Below are 17164 nucleotides of genomic sequence, written 5' to 3'. Positions count from 1 at the left end.
AATTAATTAAAGACTAACTCAAAAGAGAATAAGACTTTTAGAACAATGGACAACTTTATCAAGCAAGTAAAATGAAGTTTATTTCATCAAACCTAAGGTTTTAATCAACCATTAAAAACAATTAAAATTCACACATGAAATTATCAAAGTACCTATTAGTTTTAATAACTCTATTCCCCATTTTTGAAACCATTCAGGCACAAGAAGAGAACCTAACAGCAGAACAAGCGTTACAACAAGAAAACATTCAGACGCAATTTGATGTTGTAATCAAAAAATCCGGAAGGTATCAAGAATACAAAGTAGTTAAACGTGTTTGGATAGATAAGCTAAAAGATAATACCATTGATTCTCTTAAGACATTAGAAGCTAAATTAAATAGCTCTAATCAAAAAATCACCGAACAACAAACCTCTATATCTAATCTGGAAAGCTCTCTAGCAAAAACAAATGGAGACCTCTCTTCTGTTACTGAAGAAAAAGACAGTATGACTTTTCTTGGAATCTCATTTACTAAGGGTAGCTATAAAACGATGATGTGGACTATTGTTGGGGGACTTTTAGCACTACTAGCCTTCTTTGTTTTTAAATTTAAAAATAGTAACTCCGTTACAATTCAAGCCAAAAAAGCTTTAGCAGAAACAGAAGCAGAATTCGAAGATCACAGACGTAGAGCCTTAGAAAGAGAGCAAAAAGTAATGCGTAAACTTCAGGATGAAATCAATAAGCAACGTAAAACCGGGGCTAAGTAATACTAATTTTCTGGATTATTAATGTATTGTTTTGCATCTTTGCAAATCTTAATCAAAAAAGATGCGAATAGACATAGTTACGGTAGTTCCTGATATTTTAAAAAGTCCTTTTGAAGCTTCTATAATGAAGCGTTCTATAGAAAAAGGACTAGTAGAAGTTCATTTTCATAATCTTAGAGATTACACCACTGACAACTACAAACAAGTAGATGACTATCAATTTGGTGGTGGTGCGGGCATGGTAATGATGGTGGAACCAATTGATAAATGCATCTCAGGTTTAAAGGCTGCAAGGACATACGACGAGATAATTTATATGACACCAGATGGAGAAACCTTAAATCAAGGGATCGCAAATCAACTATCATTAAAAGGGAATTTAATTATTCTATGTGGTCACTATAAAGGTGTAGATCAACGAGTTCGGGATCACTTTATCACAAAAGAAATATCGGTTGGAGATTACGTTCTTTCTGGAGGAGAATTAGGCGCTCTTATTCTGTGTGATGCAATTATCAGGCTAATTCCAGGTGTCCTAGGTAATGAAACTTCTGCTTTAACGGACTCTTTTCAAGATGATCTGTTAGCGCCTCCAATATATACAAGACCAGCTGATTACAAAGGATGGAAAGTTCCGGAAGTACTAACATCTGGGAATTTTCCAAAAATTGAAGCTTGGAGAGAGGAACAAGCGTATCAAAGAACCGAAGAACGTAGACCCGATTTATTGGATGATTAAAATTATACTTTTTACTTGATTACATTTTGATGTTATTGAGCTTAAAATAAATTATATTTAACTGAAATTCAAAAATGTAGATCACTCCATTTATTAAAAGTAATAATCTCAAAAAACACTTGCTAATTATCAAAAAATACTTATTTTTGCACCCTGATTAGAACAACCTCTGGCGAGAATCGTGAATGTTGCTTTAATAAAACATAAGTAAACTATCTCAAAAATGGAAGATTTAGTAAAATTCGTACAAGACGAATTTGTTACAAGAAAGGAATTACCTGAATTTTCAGCAGGTGACACAATCACAGTATATTACGAAATTAAAGAAGGAAACAAGACACGTACACAGTTCTTCAGAGGAGTTGTAATCCAAAGAAGAGGTTCTAGTTCTACTGAAACTTTTACAATTAGAAAAATGTCTGGAACTGTAGGTGTAGAGCGTATTTTTCCGGTTAATCTACCTGCACTTCAGAAAATTGAAGTTAATAAAAGAGGTAAAGTTCGTAGAGCACGTATATTCTACTTTAGAGAACTTACTGGTAAAAAAGCACGTATCAGAGAAAAAAGAAGCTAAATATTACTTCTTATACAATAAAAAAGGTTGCCAAAAAGCAACCTTTTTTTTATGAACAAAAGTTAACAACTTACGTTCATAACCAGTTGATAACTAAAGTTATACAAAAAATAGATCCATTAATTGATTTTACCTACTTTTATAAAAGAAATGATATCATAATATCAAGATGACACAAGGATTCCTGATATATATTCTTTCTAAACACGTTCTTTGAACATTTACATAAACCATCTTAAGATTAGGATAAATATAAAATGAAAGTTATTTTTTTGAATACATCGTTGAAATAAATTTAAGGGTTCTCTTTAAAATCATTTCAGAATGAAATTCAAAAGAAAAAATTAAGTTTTGACACCTTTTTAATTTTAAGTGGCATTGGGCTATTCGGATAAAAAAACAAAAAATTACATTAGTAATTTAGACACATAAGTGTTCGCAATAGTCTCTTGAGTAGTATTTAGGTTAACATCGTATTTTCTTTTACAAATTTAAATCTACTCAAAAACAGGAATGAAAATATTGGTATAAACTAACGAAAGTTATTATTTCATAGCGGGTAAAACAGCTAACAATCTTATTATTTCTGGACAAAAGCCATATCAAGGTATTCGTATTATGATATGGCTTTTTATTTTTTACAACTATTCCTAAATTAATGCCCTTTTTTTAAGACTACCTTTTTTTTATCCTCTCTTTTTTAAAGATTTATAATTCAATTCCTTTAACGCAAAACTAACAATATACAGGTTGCATTTGCTCCCCTATATTTGTATCTTCGCGCTCGGAAAATCTTACAGCAAATAATATTAGATAACACAATGTGTTCCACTAGTATAAAAAAAGAAGGGTTAATATTGTTTGTCCAAGAAAAGTTAAACGACTAACTATTTCCTTAACAGATAGTATAATACATAAGATATTAATCTTTTCAGTCTAAAAAATATCTTATAAAAAATCAAAAAATATGGGAATTGAATCCTCAAAAATTGTTTACACAAAAACTGATGAAGCACCTGCATTAGCTACCTATTCTTTTTTACCAATTGTAAAAAAATTTACTAAAGCTGCCAATATAGAAATAGAGACCAAGGACATATCTCTAGCATCAAGAATTCTAGCAGTTTTCCCAGAGAATCTTTCGGATAAACAAAATCAGGCTAATGCTTTAGCTGAACTTGGTGAACTTGCACTGAAACCAGAAGCTAATATTATCAAACTCCCTAATATTAGTGCTTCAGTTCCTCAATTAAAAGCCGCAATAGCGGAGTTACAATTACAAGGTTTTGATATTCCTCATTACCCAGAAGAACCTGAGAATGATTATGAAAAGGAAATCAAAGTTAGATATGATAAAATAAAAGGTAGTGCAGTAAACCCTGTTTTAAGAGAAGGTAACTCTGATCGTAGAGCTCCTAAGCCTGTAAAACAATATGCAAGAAAGAATCCACACTCTATGGGTGCTTGGAGTAGTGATTCTAAAACACATGTCTCTACCATGGCAAGTGGTGATTTTCGTTCTAACGAAAAGTCTGTTACTGTCACTGAAACTGGTAATGTAAAAATAGAATTTATTGATAATAATGGAAACACTACAGTTTTAAAAGAAGAGACTTCATTACTTGATAGTGAGATCATTGATGCTTCTGTAATGAGTAAAAAAGCATTAATCTCCTTTCTGGAAGAGCAAATTGCAGATGCTAAGGAGAAAAACGTACTGTTTTCATTACACATGAAAGCAACCATGATGAAAGTGTCTGACCCTATTATCTTTGGTCACGCTGTAGAAGTGTTTTTTAAGGATGTTTTCAAAAAACATAATGAAACACTTGAAGAAATTGGTGTAGAGGTAAATAATGGTTTTGGAGACCTTATAAACAAACTAAAGAAAATACCGAACCCTGCTAAAAGAGCTGAAATTGAAGCTGATATAAAAGCTTGCTATGAGAACGGTCCTGAATTGGCTATGGTAAATTCTGATCAAGGAATTACCAATCTCCATGTTCCTAGTGATGTGATTATCGATGCTTCTATGCCAGCTATGATTCGTACTTCTGGTCAGATGTGGGATGCTAATGGTAATACACAAGATACTAAAGCTGTTATTCCAGATAGCAGTTATGCTGGTATATATCAAGAAACTATAGATTTTTGTAAAAAACACGGTGCTTTTGATCCAACTACTATGGGAACTGTTCCTAATGTAGGCTTAATGGCTAAAAAGGCTGAAGAATATGGATCTCACGATAAAACTTTTGAGATCAAAGGAAACGGATCAGTACGTGTGGTAGATGCAACAGGTACTGTTTTAATTGAACATGCTGTAGAAGAAGGTGATATCTGGAGAATGTGTCAAACCAAAGATGCTCCAGTAAAAGACTGGGTAAAACTTGCTGTAAGTAGAGCTAGAGCCACTGGTACTCCAGCAATATTCTGGTTAGATAAAAACAGAGCGCACGATGCTAGTTTAATTGAAAAAGTAAACAAATATTTGCCTGAACACGACACTACAGGACTTGATATTAGAATCATGTCTCCTGTAGAAGCCACTAGGTTCTCTTTAGAAAGAATAAAAGATGGAGAAGATACAATTTCAGTAACAGGAAATGTATTGCGTGATTATAACACGGATCTATTCCCTATTCTAGAACTCGGAACTAGTGCAAAAATGCTTTCTATTGTTCCGTTAATGAATGGTGGAGGTTTATTCGAAACTGGTGCTGGTGGATCTGCTCCTAAGCACGTGCAGCAATTTAATAAAGAAGGACATTTACGTTGGGATTCTTTAGGAGAGTTTCTAGCGCTAGCTGTTTCTTTAGAACATTTAGGAGAAACTAACGATAATAAGAAAGCTTTAATCATAGCAGAAGCATTAGACCAAGCTACAGAAGAGTTTTTAGAGAATAAAAAATCTCCTTCCAGAAAAGTGAATGAACTGGATAATAGAGGTAGTCACTTCTATCTGGCTTTGTATTGGGCTCAAGCACTTGCAGAACAAAATAAAGATGGAGATCTTCAAGCAGAATTTAGTTCAATCGCAAAGCAATTAGCTGATAATGAAACTACAATAATCCAGGAGTTAAACGATGCTCAAGGAACTGCTGTGGATATGGGTGGTTATTACTGGCCAGATGTTACTAAAGTAGCTAATGCAATGCGTCCTAGTGAAACATTGAATAAGATTATAGAATAAACGAATCCTTTTACATAAAAAAAGCGCCATATAAAAATTTTTTATATGGCGCTTTTTCTATAAGATTCTATGTTAAAAACATTAAAAAACATTCTCTTTAGGAAACAAAATATTTAAATTGTTCAAATAAAAATTGTTTAGTTTTACCAAAGAAAGTAATACCAGTCTTTAACACAGACCTAAACTTTTATAGACCAGAAAACCCATGTTACGATTTGTTAAACCATTCAGCCTTTTTAGTTTCATCTTTTTAGTAATCTTAGCGTCCTGTAATGAAAAGAAAACAGACGCAATTGACAAGACTAACACAGTAGCAGAAATAAAACAAGAAAAAGCATTATTCACATTAACAGATCCTAAAGAAACTGGTTTACATTTCACCAACAAGCTTAAAGAAAATGAAACATTTAATATTATAACTTACGAATATATCTATGGCGGTGGTGGTGTCGCCGTTGGTGATATTAATAATGATGGATTACCAGATATTTTTCTTTCAGGAAATCTATCTCATGGAGGGCTGTTCTTAAATAAAGGGGATCTAAAATTTCAACAAATTACTAAAACTGCAGGGGTATTACACTCTGGTTTTGGCACCGGTACTTCTATGATTGATATCAATAATGATGGTTATCAAGATATATACATCTGTCGTTCCTTAGCTGGAGAACCTGAATTACGAGAAAACATTTTACTAATTAATAACCAAGACCTCACTTTCACAAATAAAGCAGCAGAATATGGCCTAAATGATCAAAGTTTTTCTAACCAAGCTTCTTTTTTTGATTATGATAACGATGGAGATCTAGACATGTACTTGCTTAACCATCGTGTAGATTTTATCGATGCACAAAATATAAAAACTACAAAAGATAAAAAAGGTAATACGATATCGTATAAAAATACTAACTATGAAGATGTTAGTGATCGGTTATATAGAAATAATGGAAATGGTACATTTTCGGATGTTACTAAAAAAGCAAACTTACTTAATAGAGCATTTGGCTTAAGTGTTACCCCCACTGATATCAATAAAGATGGATGGATAGATCTGTATATAGCAAATGATTATTTAGACAAAGATCATTTTTATATCAATAATGGAGATGGAACATTTACAGATGCTATAGATAATATGTTTTTTCATATGAGTAGGAATTCTATGGGATCGGATATCGCAGATTTTAATAATGACGGACATTTAGATGTAATCAATTTAGATATGATGGCTGAAGATAACTATCGCCAAAAACAACTAAAAGGACAAAGTCCTTACGATCTATATCATATTGCTGTAAAGTTCGGTCTAGGCCATCAAGTGATGCGCAATACATTACAACTAAACAATGGTAATGGTACCTTTAGCGAGATTGGTCAGTTATCAGGGATATCACATACGGATTGGAGCTGGACACCTTTACTAGCTGATTACGATAATGATGGGTATAAAGATCTCTTTATCTCAAATGGATTTTATAGGAATATAACTGATATGGATTTTTTAAAATATGATTCTAATACAGCTATTGCATCTGGAGGGGGGGCTAAAAAAATCAACTATATGGAGTTATTAAACCTAATATCTTCAACTCCGGTTACAAATTATATTTATAAAAATAACGGCGATCTTTCATTTTCAAAAAAAACTGTTTCTTGGGGATTTGACAAACCTTCGTTTTCTAATGGTGCTGTATACGCAGATTTAGATCATGACGGTGACTTAGATCTGATTACTAACAATTTAAATCAAGAGGCTTTTTTATACAGAAACAATAGTAGAGAGCTAAAATCTAATCATAATTATTTATCTATTCAGCTAAAGGGTAAAAAAAATAATGCTTCAGGTATAGGGTCTAAAGTAACAGTTACTACTAGTGGTGGCATACAATATCAAGAATGTTCCCCTTATCGAGGATACCTTAGCTCGGGAGAATCTATTTTACATTTTGGAGTAGGATTAAGTAAAAATATTACTACAGTATCGGTAGTATGGCCAAATGGTAAATATCAACAACTGAATAACGTTACCCCAAATCAACGCATACAAGTAAATATTGAAGATGCAATTGATAAACCTCCTTTAGAGAAGATTGAAAAAACTTTACTAACCGAAGTCAAAAACATTTTTTCTCCTGAATTCCAACATCGGGAAAATGATTATATAGATTTTAAGCAAGAACCTTTGCTAGAACACAAATTATCTAATAAAGGACCGTTTATGTCCAAAGGAGATATCAATAATGATGGATTAGAAGATATATACATAGGCGGTGCGAATGGATACTCCGGAACATTATATCTTCAAAACAATCTTGGGAAGTTCACACAAAAGAAGATTGCTGTATTTGAAGCAGATAAAATCTATGAAGACGCAGAAGCCCTCTTTTTTGATGCCGATGGCGATCAAGATCTTGATTTGTTTGTAGTAAGTGGTGGCTATGCCTCAAAATCAGGTTCTTCTTTATATCAAGACCGATTATATTTAAATGACGGAAAAGGTAATTTCAGTAAAGCTGAAAAAGCAATACCAAAAAAATTCCAAAACGGAACCTGTCTTGCAGCACACGATATTGATGGCGATGGCGATCTAGATCTTTTTATAGGTGGCGGAACCAAACCCCTATCCTACCCGCTTGGAGAGCAAAGTCAATTACTTATCAATAATAAAGGTCATTTTACCAATGCGACAGATCTTCTGCCTAATAACGGGAATTTAGGGATGATAAATGATGCACTTTGGATGGATTATGATAATGATGGAAATAAAGATTTAATTCTGGCAGGAGAATGGATGCCAATCACTGTTTTAAAGAATAATAATTCTAAATTCACGGAGGTTACAAATCAAACTGGCCTTTTCAAAACAGCTGGATGGTGGAATACAATTACCACAGCAGATATAGATAAGGATGGTGATCTTGATTTGATAGCTGGAAACCGCGGTGAAAACTCATTTTATAAAGCTTCAGAAGATCAACCAGCTATTATTTATGCCAAAGATTTTGACCGTAATGGTCGAATCGATGCATTTCCTTTTTATTATTTCAGTGATGGAAAAAGCTATCCTAAACATGTACTAGATGCAATAGCCACGCAGTATCCGGATATTAAAAAGAAATTTAGAAGATATCAACAATATTCACAAGCAACACTGGATTCAATATTTTCAAAAAAAGAAATGGAAGGTGCTCTAAAACTATCAGCACACACATTTAGTAGTGCTTATTTTGAAAATAAAGGTGACGGAACATTTGTAGCTCACAACTTGCCTAAATCAACACAATTCTCTGAAGTTCACGGAATTTTACCTATAGATATTAATAAAGATGGAAATCTAGACCTCATTTTAACCGGAAACAATTACCATACTGATGTGGAAATGGGGCGCAGTGATGCAAGTATCGGTACCGTATTATTAGGTGATGGAACAGGCAATTTTGAAACTATTTCAGCAGATAAAAGTGGTTTTTCGATAATTGGAGATGCTCGTGGCATATATATGTTACAGAAAAAACATGAGACTATGGTATTGACTGTATGCAACGAAGGAAACCTACAATATTTTACTCTTCAGTAAATCATAAAGTATATCTTCAAAATAAATACAAGCCTATAAAACATCATATTTATAGGCTTTTTTTTATTATCCAAAAAAAAATACAACTATGATGCAACCCTTTACTTTTTGTTTTGTCAATAGTAATAACTAGAAAAGAAAAGTAACTTTAAAGAAACTTACAATCAATCATAAATAATTGAAAACTAACATTCTTTATACACATAAGGATCTTATAGAGAAAAGCAAATCTGGTGACCGGAATTCGCAATATAAGCTATATGAACTTTATATAGATGCCATGTATAATGTAAGCATGAGGATATTAGGTGTCAGAGAAGATGCGGAGGATATTATTCAAGATAGTTTTGTAGATGCTTTTAAAAACTTAACCTCTTTTAGATATGAAAGTACGTTTGGTTCCTGGTTAAAAAGGATAGTAATTAATAAAAGTATCAATTTTTTAAAATTAAAAAAAATACCAGTAACCCCACTAGAGCAACATGAATATTATATAAGTGAAGAGATTGATGAACCTGTTAAAACAATGGATATACCTAAAATAAAAAAAGGTATCGCACAATTACCAGATGGATACAAACAGATTATTAACCTATACTTAATTGAAGGATACGATCATATTGAGATTTCGGAGATACTAGAGATTTCTAGTTCTACATCCAAATCACAATATCATAGAGCAAAGAAAAAACTAATTCAGATTATAAACACATTAGAATAAGATGGATAATTTTGAAAAATATATCAAAGAAAACAAACTTCTTTTTGATGAGCATAAGCCAGATAAAGCAAAGCTTTGGCAACATATCGACATAGAACTTAATGCTACTTCTAAAGAAAAAATCGTACCGTTTTGGAGATCTCCAATGATTAAAATAGCTGCAACTATAATTATTTTAATAGGAGTATTTTCTTTGACTACTATTTTTACAGCTTCAAATGAGTCAAGTAATTTCGCAAATCAAGAATTAAGTGATATTGATACCTATTACAAAGGTCTTGTTTCTTTTCAGGTAGAATTAGTAAAAAACAATGCTAAACTTTCTTTAGAAGATAAAGAAGAGTTTCTCTCTTTTATGAAAGAATTAGATAAAGAACATCTTTTGTTAAAAGAAGAAATGACAGCTAATCTAAATAATGAGTACATACTAGAAGCCATAGTTCAGAACTACAAAAAAAGAATTGAATTAATAGAGAATCTTTTAGAGCAAATTAAAGATTCGAAAAAATCCGATGATAATGAAGGATATATTTTATAAGAAATTAATACTCTCCCTTTTGATAATCTTTACTGGACATTATATAAATGGTCAGGAAGAGCAATCTAAATCAATTGAAAAGATTTATGATTTTACCAATGCCGGAGAACTACAATTAGAAAATAAATATGGTAACATTATTGTTAGCGGATGGAGTCAGAACAAAATAAAGATTACCATGGACATTGTTGTAAACAAAAAAGACAAAGATGATGCTAAAGATCTTTTGGCAAGAATAAAACCATCTATAACAACTACTGATGATTTTATTACCATATTTTCTAACATTGAAGAAAAAAATGACAGCTTTTTCTCTAAAGTATTCAATCGTGTAAATCCTTTTGATTTTGACAAAGGAAGTATACAAATAGATTATCAAATCAGTCTACCCATTAACGCAGAAATTCAAGTAACGAACAAATTTGGAGATATTGTTATCAATGGTTGGAATGGAAAGCTAAAAGCAAATTTACAACACGGCGACATGTGGGTTAACAATGACATCATTAATGCTAATATCGAAATGAAATTTGGAAAACTTCAAACCAAGTCTATAACATATGGAAAGATAACATTAAAAAATAGTGAATTTGATCATCAAACTTCTAAAAATCTCCGAATCAAAAGTAGTGGATCTACAATTATGATTGACCAAGTTACTAATCTTGAAATTTATTCTAGTAAAGATAAAATATCCATAGAAAATATCGAAGAGATAAAAGGAGAACTTAAGTTTTCAAATATTGTACTAGAAAACCTAAGAAATGAAATAGATCTCATAATGGATGTAGCAGATTTTAAGATTAAAAACATTCTAAAACCGAATGCGAATATTAATATCAACCAAAAATCTTCTGAGCTAAGCATCAACATATCTGATCTTAATTTTGATTTCAGTGCCTCGTTAGAACAAGGACTATTGAGAATCCCTAAGGCATTCAAAAATATTGAAAACAATGTAATAGATAGTAATAAAAGATTAAGAGAGATCAAAGCAAATTACGGAATAGACGCTAATAAAGGAACTTTTCATATTACTGGTATCAAAGGAGTTATTATCCTGAAAGAAGAATAAACAACAATTATAACTAAAACCATTTATCAATTCAATAATCAAAACAAATCAATACTCATGAAAAAATCAATCAAATTATTAATTACTTTTCTATTAATTAGTATAAATCAAATAAATGCTCAAGAATCAAAAGATGAAGATTATATAGAATTTAATGACCGTAAAAACATTGTGCACGGAGTCTATATGGGATTTAGTGCTAGTTATGGAGAAATTGAAGGAGAAGACACAGCATTAATCGGCTTTAAACTAGCATATGTGGCCAACAGACAATTCGAAGTAGGTTTTGGCATGAAAGGTTTTTACTCTCAGCAAAATCTACCAGGAATATCTATTTCAAATGATGAAGATTTAATTGGAGGATACGCAGGAATACACTTAGAACCGATACTATTCAGTAAATCAAGAGTAAATCTATCATTTCCTTTACTAATTGGATTTGGAGGAGTTGGTTACATAGATGGCCAGTTCGATGATGACGATGAATTTAACGAGAATGATTATGACTGGGATGCAGTGTTTGTTGCTGAACCTGGAATAAACCTACTATTTAATGTGTCTAGATTTCTACAACTAGAAGCAGGTGTAAAGTATAGATTCTCGAGTAAATTTAATATCCATCCTAGTGGTATAGATCGAATCAATGGATTCTCCGCAGGAATAGGAGTAAAAGTTGGAGTCTTTAATCTCGGAAAAAATCGATATAAGAAAAAAGCTCCGAAAAAATAATAAAACAAAAACCACAAACCCTTTAATCATTTATTTTCAGAAGATTACATCATGAAATAATCATTTTTGAGTATCGGAAAATCAAATTAAATATAATTAGGCATAAAAATTGATACCATGAATTTGTATAAAAAAGAAATGTTACCAAAGCCCCAAATGAAAAATAAAGTTATTGTAAAAACCGAAAAAATCGATACTAACTATGTATTTTCAGAAAACAGCCAAGTATATCTTAAACGCAAATCAAGTATTAAATCCGCAAATAGTATTCCTTTATACTCCGAAGAATGGTATCCCATTAATTTTTGCTGGAAATCTTAATTAATAAACACAGCGCACTCTTTGGTTTTCAAAATATTTATTTTTAATAATTAAATAACATTTGTATACCCAAATTGTCTGTAGATTTATAAAATAAAAAATGCTGTAACAAGTCGCGTACATTACAGTCTCCTTTATACACCTATCTGAAAAACATATCTTTTGAAAAAACATATCTTTATTAATATACTGCTAGTAATGCTATGCACTCTAGTTCATTATTCCGCTATAAGCCAAGAAAAATTCACGATCAACGGGACTATTTCCGAACAATCCAGTAATGAGACCTTGATTGGTGTGAATGTACTTTTTCCTGAAATTGGTAAAGGAGTCGTCACCAACGAATATGGGTTTTACTCTATTACCCTTCCTGAAGGGACTTATAAACTACAAATTAGTTATTTAGGATTTAAAGACATTATTCAAGAAATTACACTTAATGAAGATAAAAAACTGAATTTTCAATTATCGGAAGCTTCAGAAATGTTAGACGAAATTGTAATTACCGAGAATGTAGAAAAAGTGAATATTAAGAATCCACAAATGAGTCTTAATAAGCTTACCTCAGGAACTATTAAACAAATCCCGGTTGTACTCGGTGAAGCAGATGTTATTAAATCCATCATATTACTACCAGGAGTAACAAGTGGTGGCGAAGGTGCTTCAGGGTTTAATGTTCGTGGTGGTGCAGCGGATCAAAACTTAATTCTATTAGATGAAGCGACCATATTTAATTCTTCGCACCTTTTTGGATTCTTTTCGGTTTTTAATCCGGACGCTATCAAAGATATCAAACTTTATAAAGGAGGCATCCCCGCAAAATATGGAGGCCGTGTATCCTCTGTACTCGATATTTACCAAAAGGAAGGAAACAGTAAAGAGTATCATCTTAGCGGAGGACTTGGACTCGTATCCAGTAGACTACTTGCAGAAGGCCCAATTGTAAAAAATAAAGGAGCATTTCTGGTTGGAGGTCGTGCATCTTATGCACATCTTTTCTTACCATTATTAGATGATGGTAATGACAACGTAGCATATTTTTATGATCTTAACGCAAAATTGAACTATAAGATTAATGAGAATAACAACATTTTTGTGTCCGGATATTTTGGGCGTGATGTATTCTCCATTAGCGAAAGTTTTAGGAACACGTATGGCAATACGGTCTTAAACCTGAGATGGAATCACCTGTTCTCAGACAAACTATTCTCTAACTTATCCCTGATATATTCAGATTATTTTTATGGATTAGAACTAGACTTTGTCGGTTTCGAATGGGACTCTGGTATTAGGAATTTTAATGTAAAATATGACTTAAAGCATTACTTAAGTGATAATTTTCAGCTTAATTATGGTGTTAATAATATATACTATCGTTTCAATCCAGGTGAGATCAAACCAAATAGTGAGGATTCTGGAATTATAAGAGATAAACTTATTGATAAATATGCCAATGAATTAGGGGTTTATATAGATGCTGAGCATAAAATTTCAAATAATTTATCCTTACAATACGGAGTGAGGCTTAGTAACTTTACCAGATTAGGGCAAGATGAATTGAATATCTACGAAAATGACAATCCACTATTATTTAATGAGGAATTACAGATTTATGAAGCCGCGGATCCAATCGGAACCGAGAGAATAAGCAGAAGTGATCAGATAGAAAACTTCACAAATCTCGAGCCTAGAGTAGCATTAGCTTATGCTTTTAATGATAACACTTCTATAAAAGCAAGTTATAACAGAATGGCTCAATACCTCCATCTATTATCAAACACCAATTCTCCTACTCCATTAGATGTTTGGACACCAAGTGGAAAATATGTAAAGCCTCAATTATTAAACCAGTATGCGTTAGGATACTTCAAAAGTATTAAAGATGATGCCTATTCTTTAGAAGCAGAAGTGTTTTTTAAAGATATAGAGAACAGGATTGATTATATTGATGGAGCAGAACTTATTGCTAATAATGCTATTGAACGAGAGATACTCAATGGCGAAGCCAGAGCGTATGGCTTAGAGTTATTAATTCGTAAAAACAAAGGAAAATTTAAAGGATGGTTAGCCTACACCTTATCTAAATCAGAACAAAGAACACCAGGAAGAACGGCTACAGAAATCGGCATTAACAATGGAGAGTGGTATAATACTCCTTATGACAAAACCCATGATATCTCTTTTACTGGAAGTTATGAATTGAATGAAAAATGGAAATTTAATACTAATTTCCTTTTTCAAACAGGACAGCCAACTAATTACCCATCAGGACAGTTTGAATATCAGGGGCTAATAGTACCGGTTTTTGATGGTTTGCGTAATGATCAACGTTTACCAGCTTATCACCGTATGGATATTTCTGCAACATTAACGCCAAGAAAAAATAAAAACAGAAAATGGCAAGGAGAATGGGTTTTTAGCATTTATAATTTATATAACCGTAGAAATGCAGCCTCAATAACCTTTAGTCAAAATACAGAAACTCGAGTTAACGAAGCCGTAAGAACTTCTATTTTCGGCATAGTACCTGCAGTAACTTATAATTTTAAATTTTAAAAAGATGAAAAAACTACTATATATCATAATCGGACTTACCATTTTTACGAGTTGTGAAGATGTTATTGATGTGGATGTTCCTAATGGAGAACCAAGATTAGTTATTGATGCTTCTTTTGAAATTTATTTAGACGAAGATCCAGTTGATGCTTTGGGTGGTGTGCGACTTACATTATCCGCTCCTTTTTTCGATGATAATGTCCCTACGGTAAGCGATGCTACTGTATTTGTGACTAACCTTTCTGATAACACTATCTTGAATTTTGTAGAATCGTTAACAGAGTCTGGATTTTTTATTCCAGAAGATGCTTCTGTTATTCCAGAATTTAATACAGATTATGAACTTACAGTAATCTATAATGAAGAAACATATAAAGCTACGACCCACCTTATTCCTACTACTACTATAGATAATATAGAACAAGGAGACGGAACTTTATTTGAGGGTGATGAAACTGAAATTATAGTTTTCTTTACAGATGACGGTACCCAAGAAAACTTTTACTTATTTGATTTTGATTTTAATTTATACCTCCCTAGTGAAGATAGATTCTACCAAGGTGAGGCTTTTAACTTCTCCTATTTTTATGAAGATATGATAGGAGGTGAAGAAGTGACTATTAAAATTCTAGGGATAGACGAACGATACTATAATTATTCTAATATACTAATAGAACAAAGCGAACAAGAAGGTGGGAATCCTTTTCAAACACCTCCAGTACAAATACGAGGAAATATTATTAATACTACGAATCCTGATAATTTTGCTTTAGGATACTTTAATCTATCCGAAGCAAATCGTTTTCAATTTACTATTGAAGAGTGATCAGGAAAATCAGTATTTTTGAAGCATGACGTTTACCAAAATAACAGAACAAACTTCAAAATATGATCATCTAGAAAAGATGAACATTTCTGAATTATTATCTAATATCAACAGGGAAGATAAAACAGTTCCAGAAGCTGTAGAAAAATCAATTCCCCAAATCGAAACATTAATTTCTCAAATTGTTGAAAAATTAAAAGATGGAGGCAGACTTTTCTATATGGGAGCGGGAACTAGTGGCCGATTAGGAGTAGTCGATGCCAGTGAATGCCCTCCTACCTTTGGAGTTCCTCATGAGTTAGTTATTGGTTTAATTGCTGGTGGTGATCCTGCCATTAGGAAAGCAGTAGAGTTCGCAGAAGATAGCACAGAACAAGGATGGAAAGACTTGGAAACTTATAAGGTTTCTGAAAACGATGTTGTTATCGGTATTGCTGCTTCTGGGACAACACCTTACGTTATTGAAGCTTTAAAAAAGTGTAATGAATCTAACATAATTACTGGTTGTATTACTTGTAACGAAGGAAGTCCATTAGCAACAACCGCACAATATCCAATTGTAGTGACAGTCGGACCTGAATTTGTTACTGGGAGTTCACGCATGAAAGCAGGTACTGCTCAAAAACTAGTGCTAAATATGATATCAACTACTACTATGATCCAGTTAGGAAAGGTAAAAGGCAATAAAATGGTAGATATGCAACTCAGCAATAGTAAACTAGTTGATCGTGGTACACGGATGATTATGGAAGAATTGAAAATTGAAAGAGCATTAGCTGCTGAGTTATTAGAAAAATACGGTAGTGTTCGTAACGCAATAAACAATTATGGAACCTAAAAGAACGGATAAAGAGTTGCTGGGTAAAGGAGTGCAACGCATGGCAATTGCGCTGATATTTATGTTTATTAGCCCTGTTGTTATACACTCGGCGTTTAAGAATCAAGATCATTCTTACTATATTCCAATTTTGATTTTGGGATTGATAGGGGCTGCTTTTGCCATATTCATGGCTTTTAGAGGAATTAAAACAATTATGGATTCAATATTTGGCAAGAAATAGATTTTACTTTTAATATAATATTAATTAAAAACAGAAAAAGAGTGATTTTATCCAAACCACTCTTTTTCCTTGAAATATTTAAAACAAAAGTACTTTCATATTCCTATATATATAATAAGCACTTTTAGATATTATAAACTTATCTATTAATTACCTGCATCTGCACAATCAGTTGGCAAAGCATCGTACTCAGTAGAAAATACATCGTCAGCAATACACTCAAAACCTCTATAAGTTTCAATAGCTTCTCTTAGTATTACACAAGTAGTCTGATTTTCAGTAGCATTGTAAGATGTTATTGCCGTTTCAACAGCTAATTTAGACGCTAAAGTCTGATTTTCGCAAGCTACATCATTTACTAGATCTTGAGCATCATCACTACCACAAGAGGTTACAAATAGAACAGATGCTACTAATGCAACCTTTCCTAAATTTCTCAAAAAATTGTTTTGGTTTTTCATTACTTTTTTTGTTTAAAATGAATTGTTAAATTATTCATAAG

Annotated in this window: 15 protein-coding genes; 14 read left to right on the top strand and 1 reads right to left on the bottom strand. The window is 32.3% G+C overall.

Going from position 1 to position 17164, the window contains the following annotated elements:
• The first annotated feature begins 134 nt into the window (after positions 1-134).
• The 14 genes from Q0921_RS00190 to Q0921_RS00125 all read left to right on the top strand — a co-directional run bounded on the left by Q0921_RS00190 (position 135) and on the right by Q0921_RS00125 (position 16662).
• Positions 135-752: a tRNA (guanine-N1)-methyltransferase gene (locus Q0921_RS00190; RefSeq protein ID WP_299251484.1), complete on the top strand. Its 618-nt coding sequence runs from the start codon at positions 135-137 to the stop codon at positions 750-752.
• A gap of 61 nt (positions 753-813) precedes the next feature.
• Positions 814-1491, top strand: coding sequence for a tRNA (guanosine(37)-N1)-methyltransferase TrmD (gene trmD, locus Q0921_RS00185; protein ID WP_299251481.1), 678 nt, complete (start codon positions 814-816; stop codon positions 1489-1491).
• Between the two features lie 223 nt (positions 1492-1714).
• Positions 1715-2065 carry a 50S ribosomal protein L19 gene (gene rplS, locus Q0921_RS00180; RefSeq protein ID WP_299251478.1) on the top strand — a complete coding sequence of 117 codons (351 nt, stop codon included), beginning with the start codon at positions 1715-1717 and terminating at the stop codon, positions 2063-2065.
• Between the two features lie 967 nt (positions 2066-3032).
• Complete coding sequence (locus Q0921_RS00175; RefSeq protein ID WP_299251475.1) at positions 3033-5258, top strand: NADP-dependent isocitrate dehydrogenase; 2226 nt, start codon at positions 3033-3035, stop codon at positions 5256-5258.
• 205 nt (positions 5259-5463) lie between these two features.
• The gene (locus tag Q0921_RS00170; protein WP_299251472.1) at positions 5464-8835 is read left to right on the top strand and encodes a VCBS repeat-containing protein; all 3372 of its coding nucleotides are present in this window, start codon (positions 5464-5466) and stop codon (positions 8833-8835) included.
• 178 nt (positions 8836-9013) lie between these two features.
• The gene (locus tag Q0921_RS00165) at positions 9014-9556 is read left to right on the top strand and encodes an RNA polymerase sigma factor (RefSeq protein ID WP_299251469.1); all 543 of its coding nucleotides are present in this window, start codon (positions 9014-9016) and stop codon (positions 9554-9556) included.
• Position 9557: 1 nt separating this feature from the next.
• Positions 9558-10094 carry a hypothetical protein gene (locus Q0921_RS00160; protein WP_299251466.1) on the top strand — a complete coding sequence of 179 codons (537 nt, stop codon included), beginning with the start codon at positions 9558-9560 and terminating at the stop codon, positions 10092-10094.
• Positions 10075-11169, top strand: a complete 1095-nt coding sequence (locus Q0921_RS00155; protein WP_299251464.1) for a hypothetical protein — start codon at positions 10075-10077, stop codon at positions 11167-11169. Before Q0921_RS00160 ends, Q0921_RS00155 begins: the two co-directional genes overlap by 20 nt.
• A gap of 57 nt (positions 11170-11226) precedes the next feature.
• The gene (locus tag Q0921_RS00150) at positions 11227-11898 is read left to right on the top strand and encodes a hypothetical protein (RefSeq protein ID WP_299251461.1); all 672 of its coding nucleotides are present in this window, start codon (positions 11227-11229) and stop codon (positions 11896-11898) included.
• 117 nt (positions 11899-12015) lie between these two features.
• A complete protein-coding gene (locus Q0921_RS00145; RefSeq protein WP_299251458.1) occupies positions 12016-12219 on the top strand; it encodes a hypothetical protein in 204 nt (67 codons plus the stop codon).
• A 198-nt stretch (positions 12220-12417) separates the two neighbouring features.
• Entirely contained in the window at positions 12418-14775 is a 2358-nt protein-coding gene (locus Q0921_RS00140) for a TonB-dependent receptor (protein WP_299254664.1), read from the top strand.
• A 4-nt stretch (positions 14776-14779) separates the two neighbouring features.
• The gene (locus Q0921_RS00135; RefSeq protein WP_299251455.1) at positions 14780-15601 is read left to right on the top strand and encodes a DUF4249 family protein; all 822 of its coding nucleotides are present in this window, start codon (positions 14780-14782) and stop codon (positions 15599-15601) included.
• A 25-nt stretch (positions 15602-15626) separates the two neighbouring features.
• Positions 15627-16439 carry an N-acetylmuramic acid 6-phosphate etherase gene (gene murQ, locus Q0921_RS00130; RefSeq protein ID WP_299251452.1) on the top strand — a complete coding sequence of 271 codons (813 nt, stop codon included), beginning with the start codon at positions 15627-15629 and terminating at the stop codon, positions 16437-16439.
• Entirely contained in the window at positions 16429-16662 is a 234-nt protein-coding gene (locus Q0921_RS00125; protein WP_299251449.1) for a DUF6095 family protein, read from the top strand. Before murQ ends, Q0921_RS00125 begins: the two co-directional genes overlap by 11 nt.
• 146 nt (positions 16663-16808) lie before the next feature.
• Here Q0921_RS00125 and Q0921_RS00120 read toward each other — a convergent pair whose 3' ends face one another.
• Complete coding sequence (locus Q0921_RS00120; protein WP_299251444.1) at positions 16809-17123, bottom strand: hypothetical protein; 315 nt, start codon at positions 17121-17123, stop codon at positions 16809-16811.
• Positions 17124-17164: the final 41 nt, after the last annotated feature.

It is taken from the genome of uncultured Aquimarina sp., assembly GCF_947496855.1.
Taxonomy (GTDB): domain Bacteria; phylum Bacteroidota; class Bacteroidia; order Flavobacteriales; family Flavobacteriaceae; genus Aquimarina.
This window is presented reverse-complemented; position numbering and strand designations above follow the sequence as displayed.

Excerpts from the sequence above, each read along its gene's own strand:
- Q0921_RS00190 (WP_299251484.1), top strand. The coding sequence starts at position 135 with ATGAAATTATCAAAGTACCTATTAGTTTTAATAACTCTATTCCCCATT.
- trmD (WP_299251481.1), top strand. The coding sequence starts at position 814 with ATGCGAATAGACATAGTTACGGTAGTTCCTGATATTTTAAAAAGTCCT.
- rplS (WP_299251478.1), top strand. The coding sequence starts at position 1,715 with ATGGAAGATTTAGTAAAATTCGTACAAGACGAATTTGTTACAAGAAAG.
- Q0921_RS00175 (WP_299251475.1), top strand. The coding sequence starts at position 3,033 with ATGGGAATTGAATCCTCAAAAATTGTTTACACAAAAACTGATGAAGCA.
- Q0921_RS00170 (WP_299251472.1), top strand. The coding sequence starts at position 5,464 with ATGTTACGATTTGTTAAACCATTCAGCCTTTTTAGTTTCATCTTTTTA.
- Q0921_RS00160 (WP_299251466.1), top strand. The coding sequence starts at position 9,558 with ATGGATAATTTTGAAAAATATATCAAAGAAAACAAACTTCTTTTTGAT.
- Q0921_RS00155 (WP_299251464.1), top strand. The coding sequence starts at position 10,075 with ATGAAGGATATATTTTATAAGAAATTAATACTCTCCCTTTTGATAATC.
- Q0921_RS00150 (WP_299251461.1), top strand. The coding sequence starts at position 11,227 with ATGAAAAAATCAATCAAATTATTAATTACTTTTCTATTAATTAGTATA.
- Q0921_RS00145 (WP_299251458.1), top strand. The coding sequence starts at position 12,016 with ATGAATTTGTATAAAAAAGAAATGTTACCAAAGCCCCAAATGAAAAAT.
- Q0921_RS00140 (WP_299254664.1), top strand. The coding sequence starts at position 12,418 with ATGCTATGCACTCTAGTTCATTATTCCGCTATAAGCCAAGAAAAATTC.
- Q0921_RS00135 (WP_299251455.1), top strand. The coding sequence starts at position 14,780 with ATGAAAAAACTACTATATATCATAATCGGACTTACCATTTTTACGAGT.
- murQ (WP_299251452.1), top strand. The coding sequence starts at position 15,627 with ATGACGTTTACCAAAATAACAGAACAAACTTCAAAATATGATCATCTA.
- Q0921_RS00125 (WP_299251449.1), top strand. The coding sequence starts at position 16,429 with ATGGAACCTAAAAGAACGGATAAAGAGTTGCTGGGTAAAGGAGTGCAA.
- Q0921_RS00120 (WP_299251444.1), bottom strand. The coding sequence starts at position 17,123 with ATGAAAAACCAAAACAATTTTTTGAGAAATTTAGGAAAGGTTGCATTA.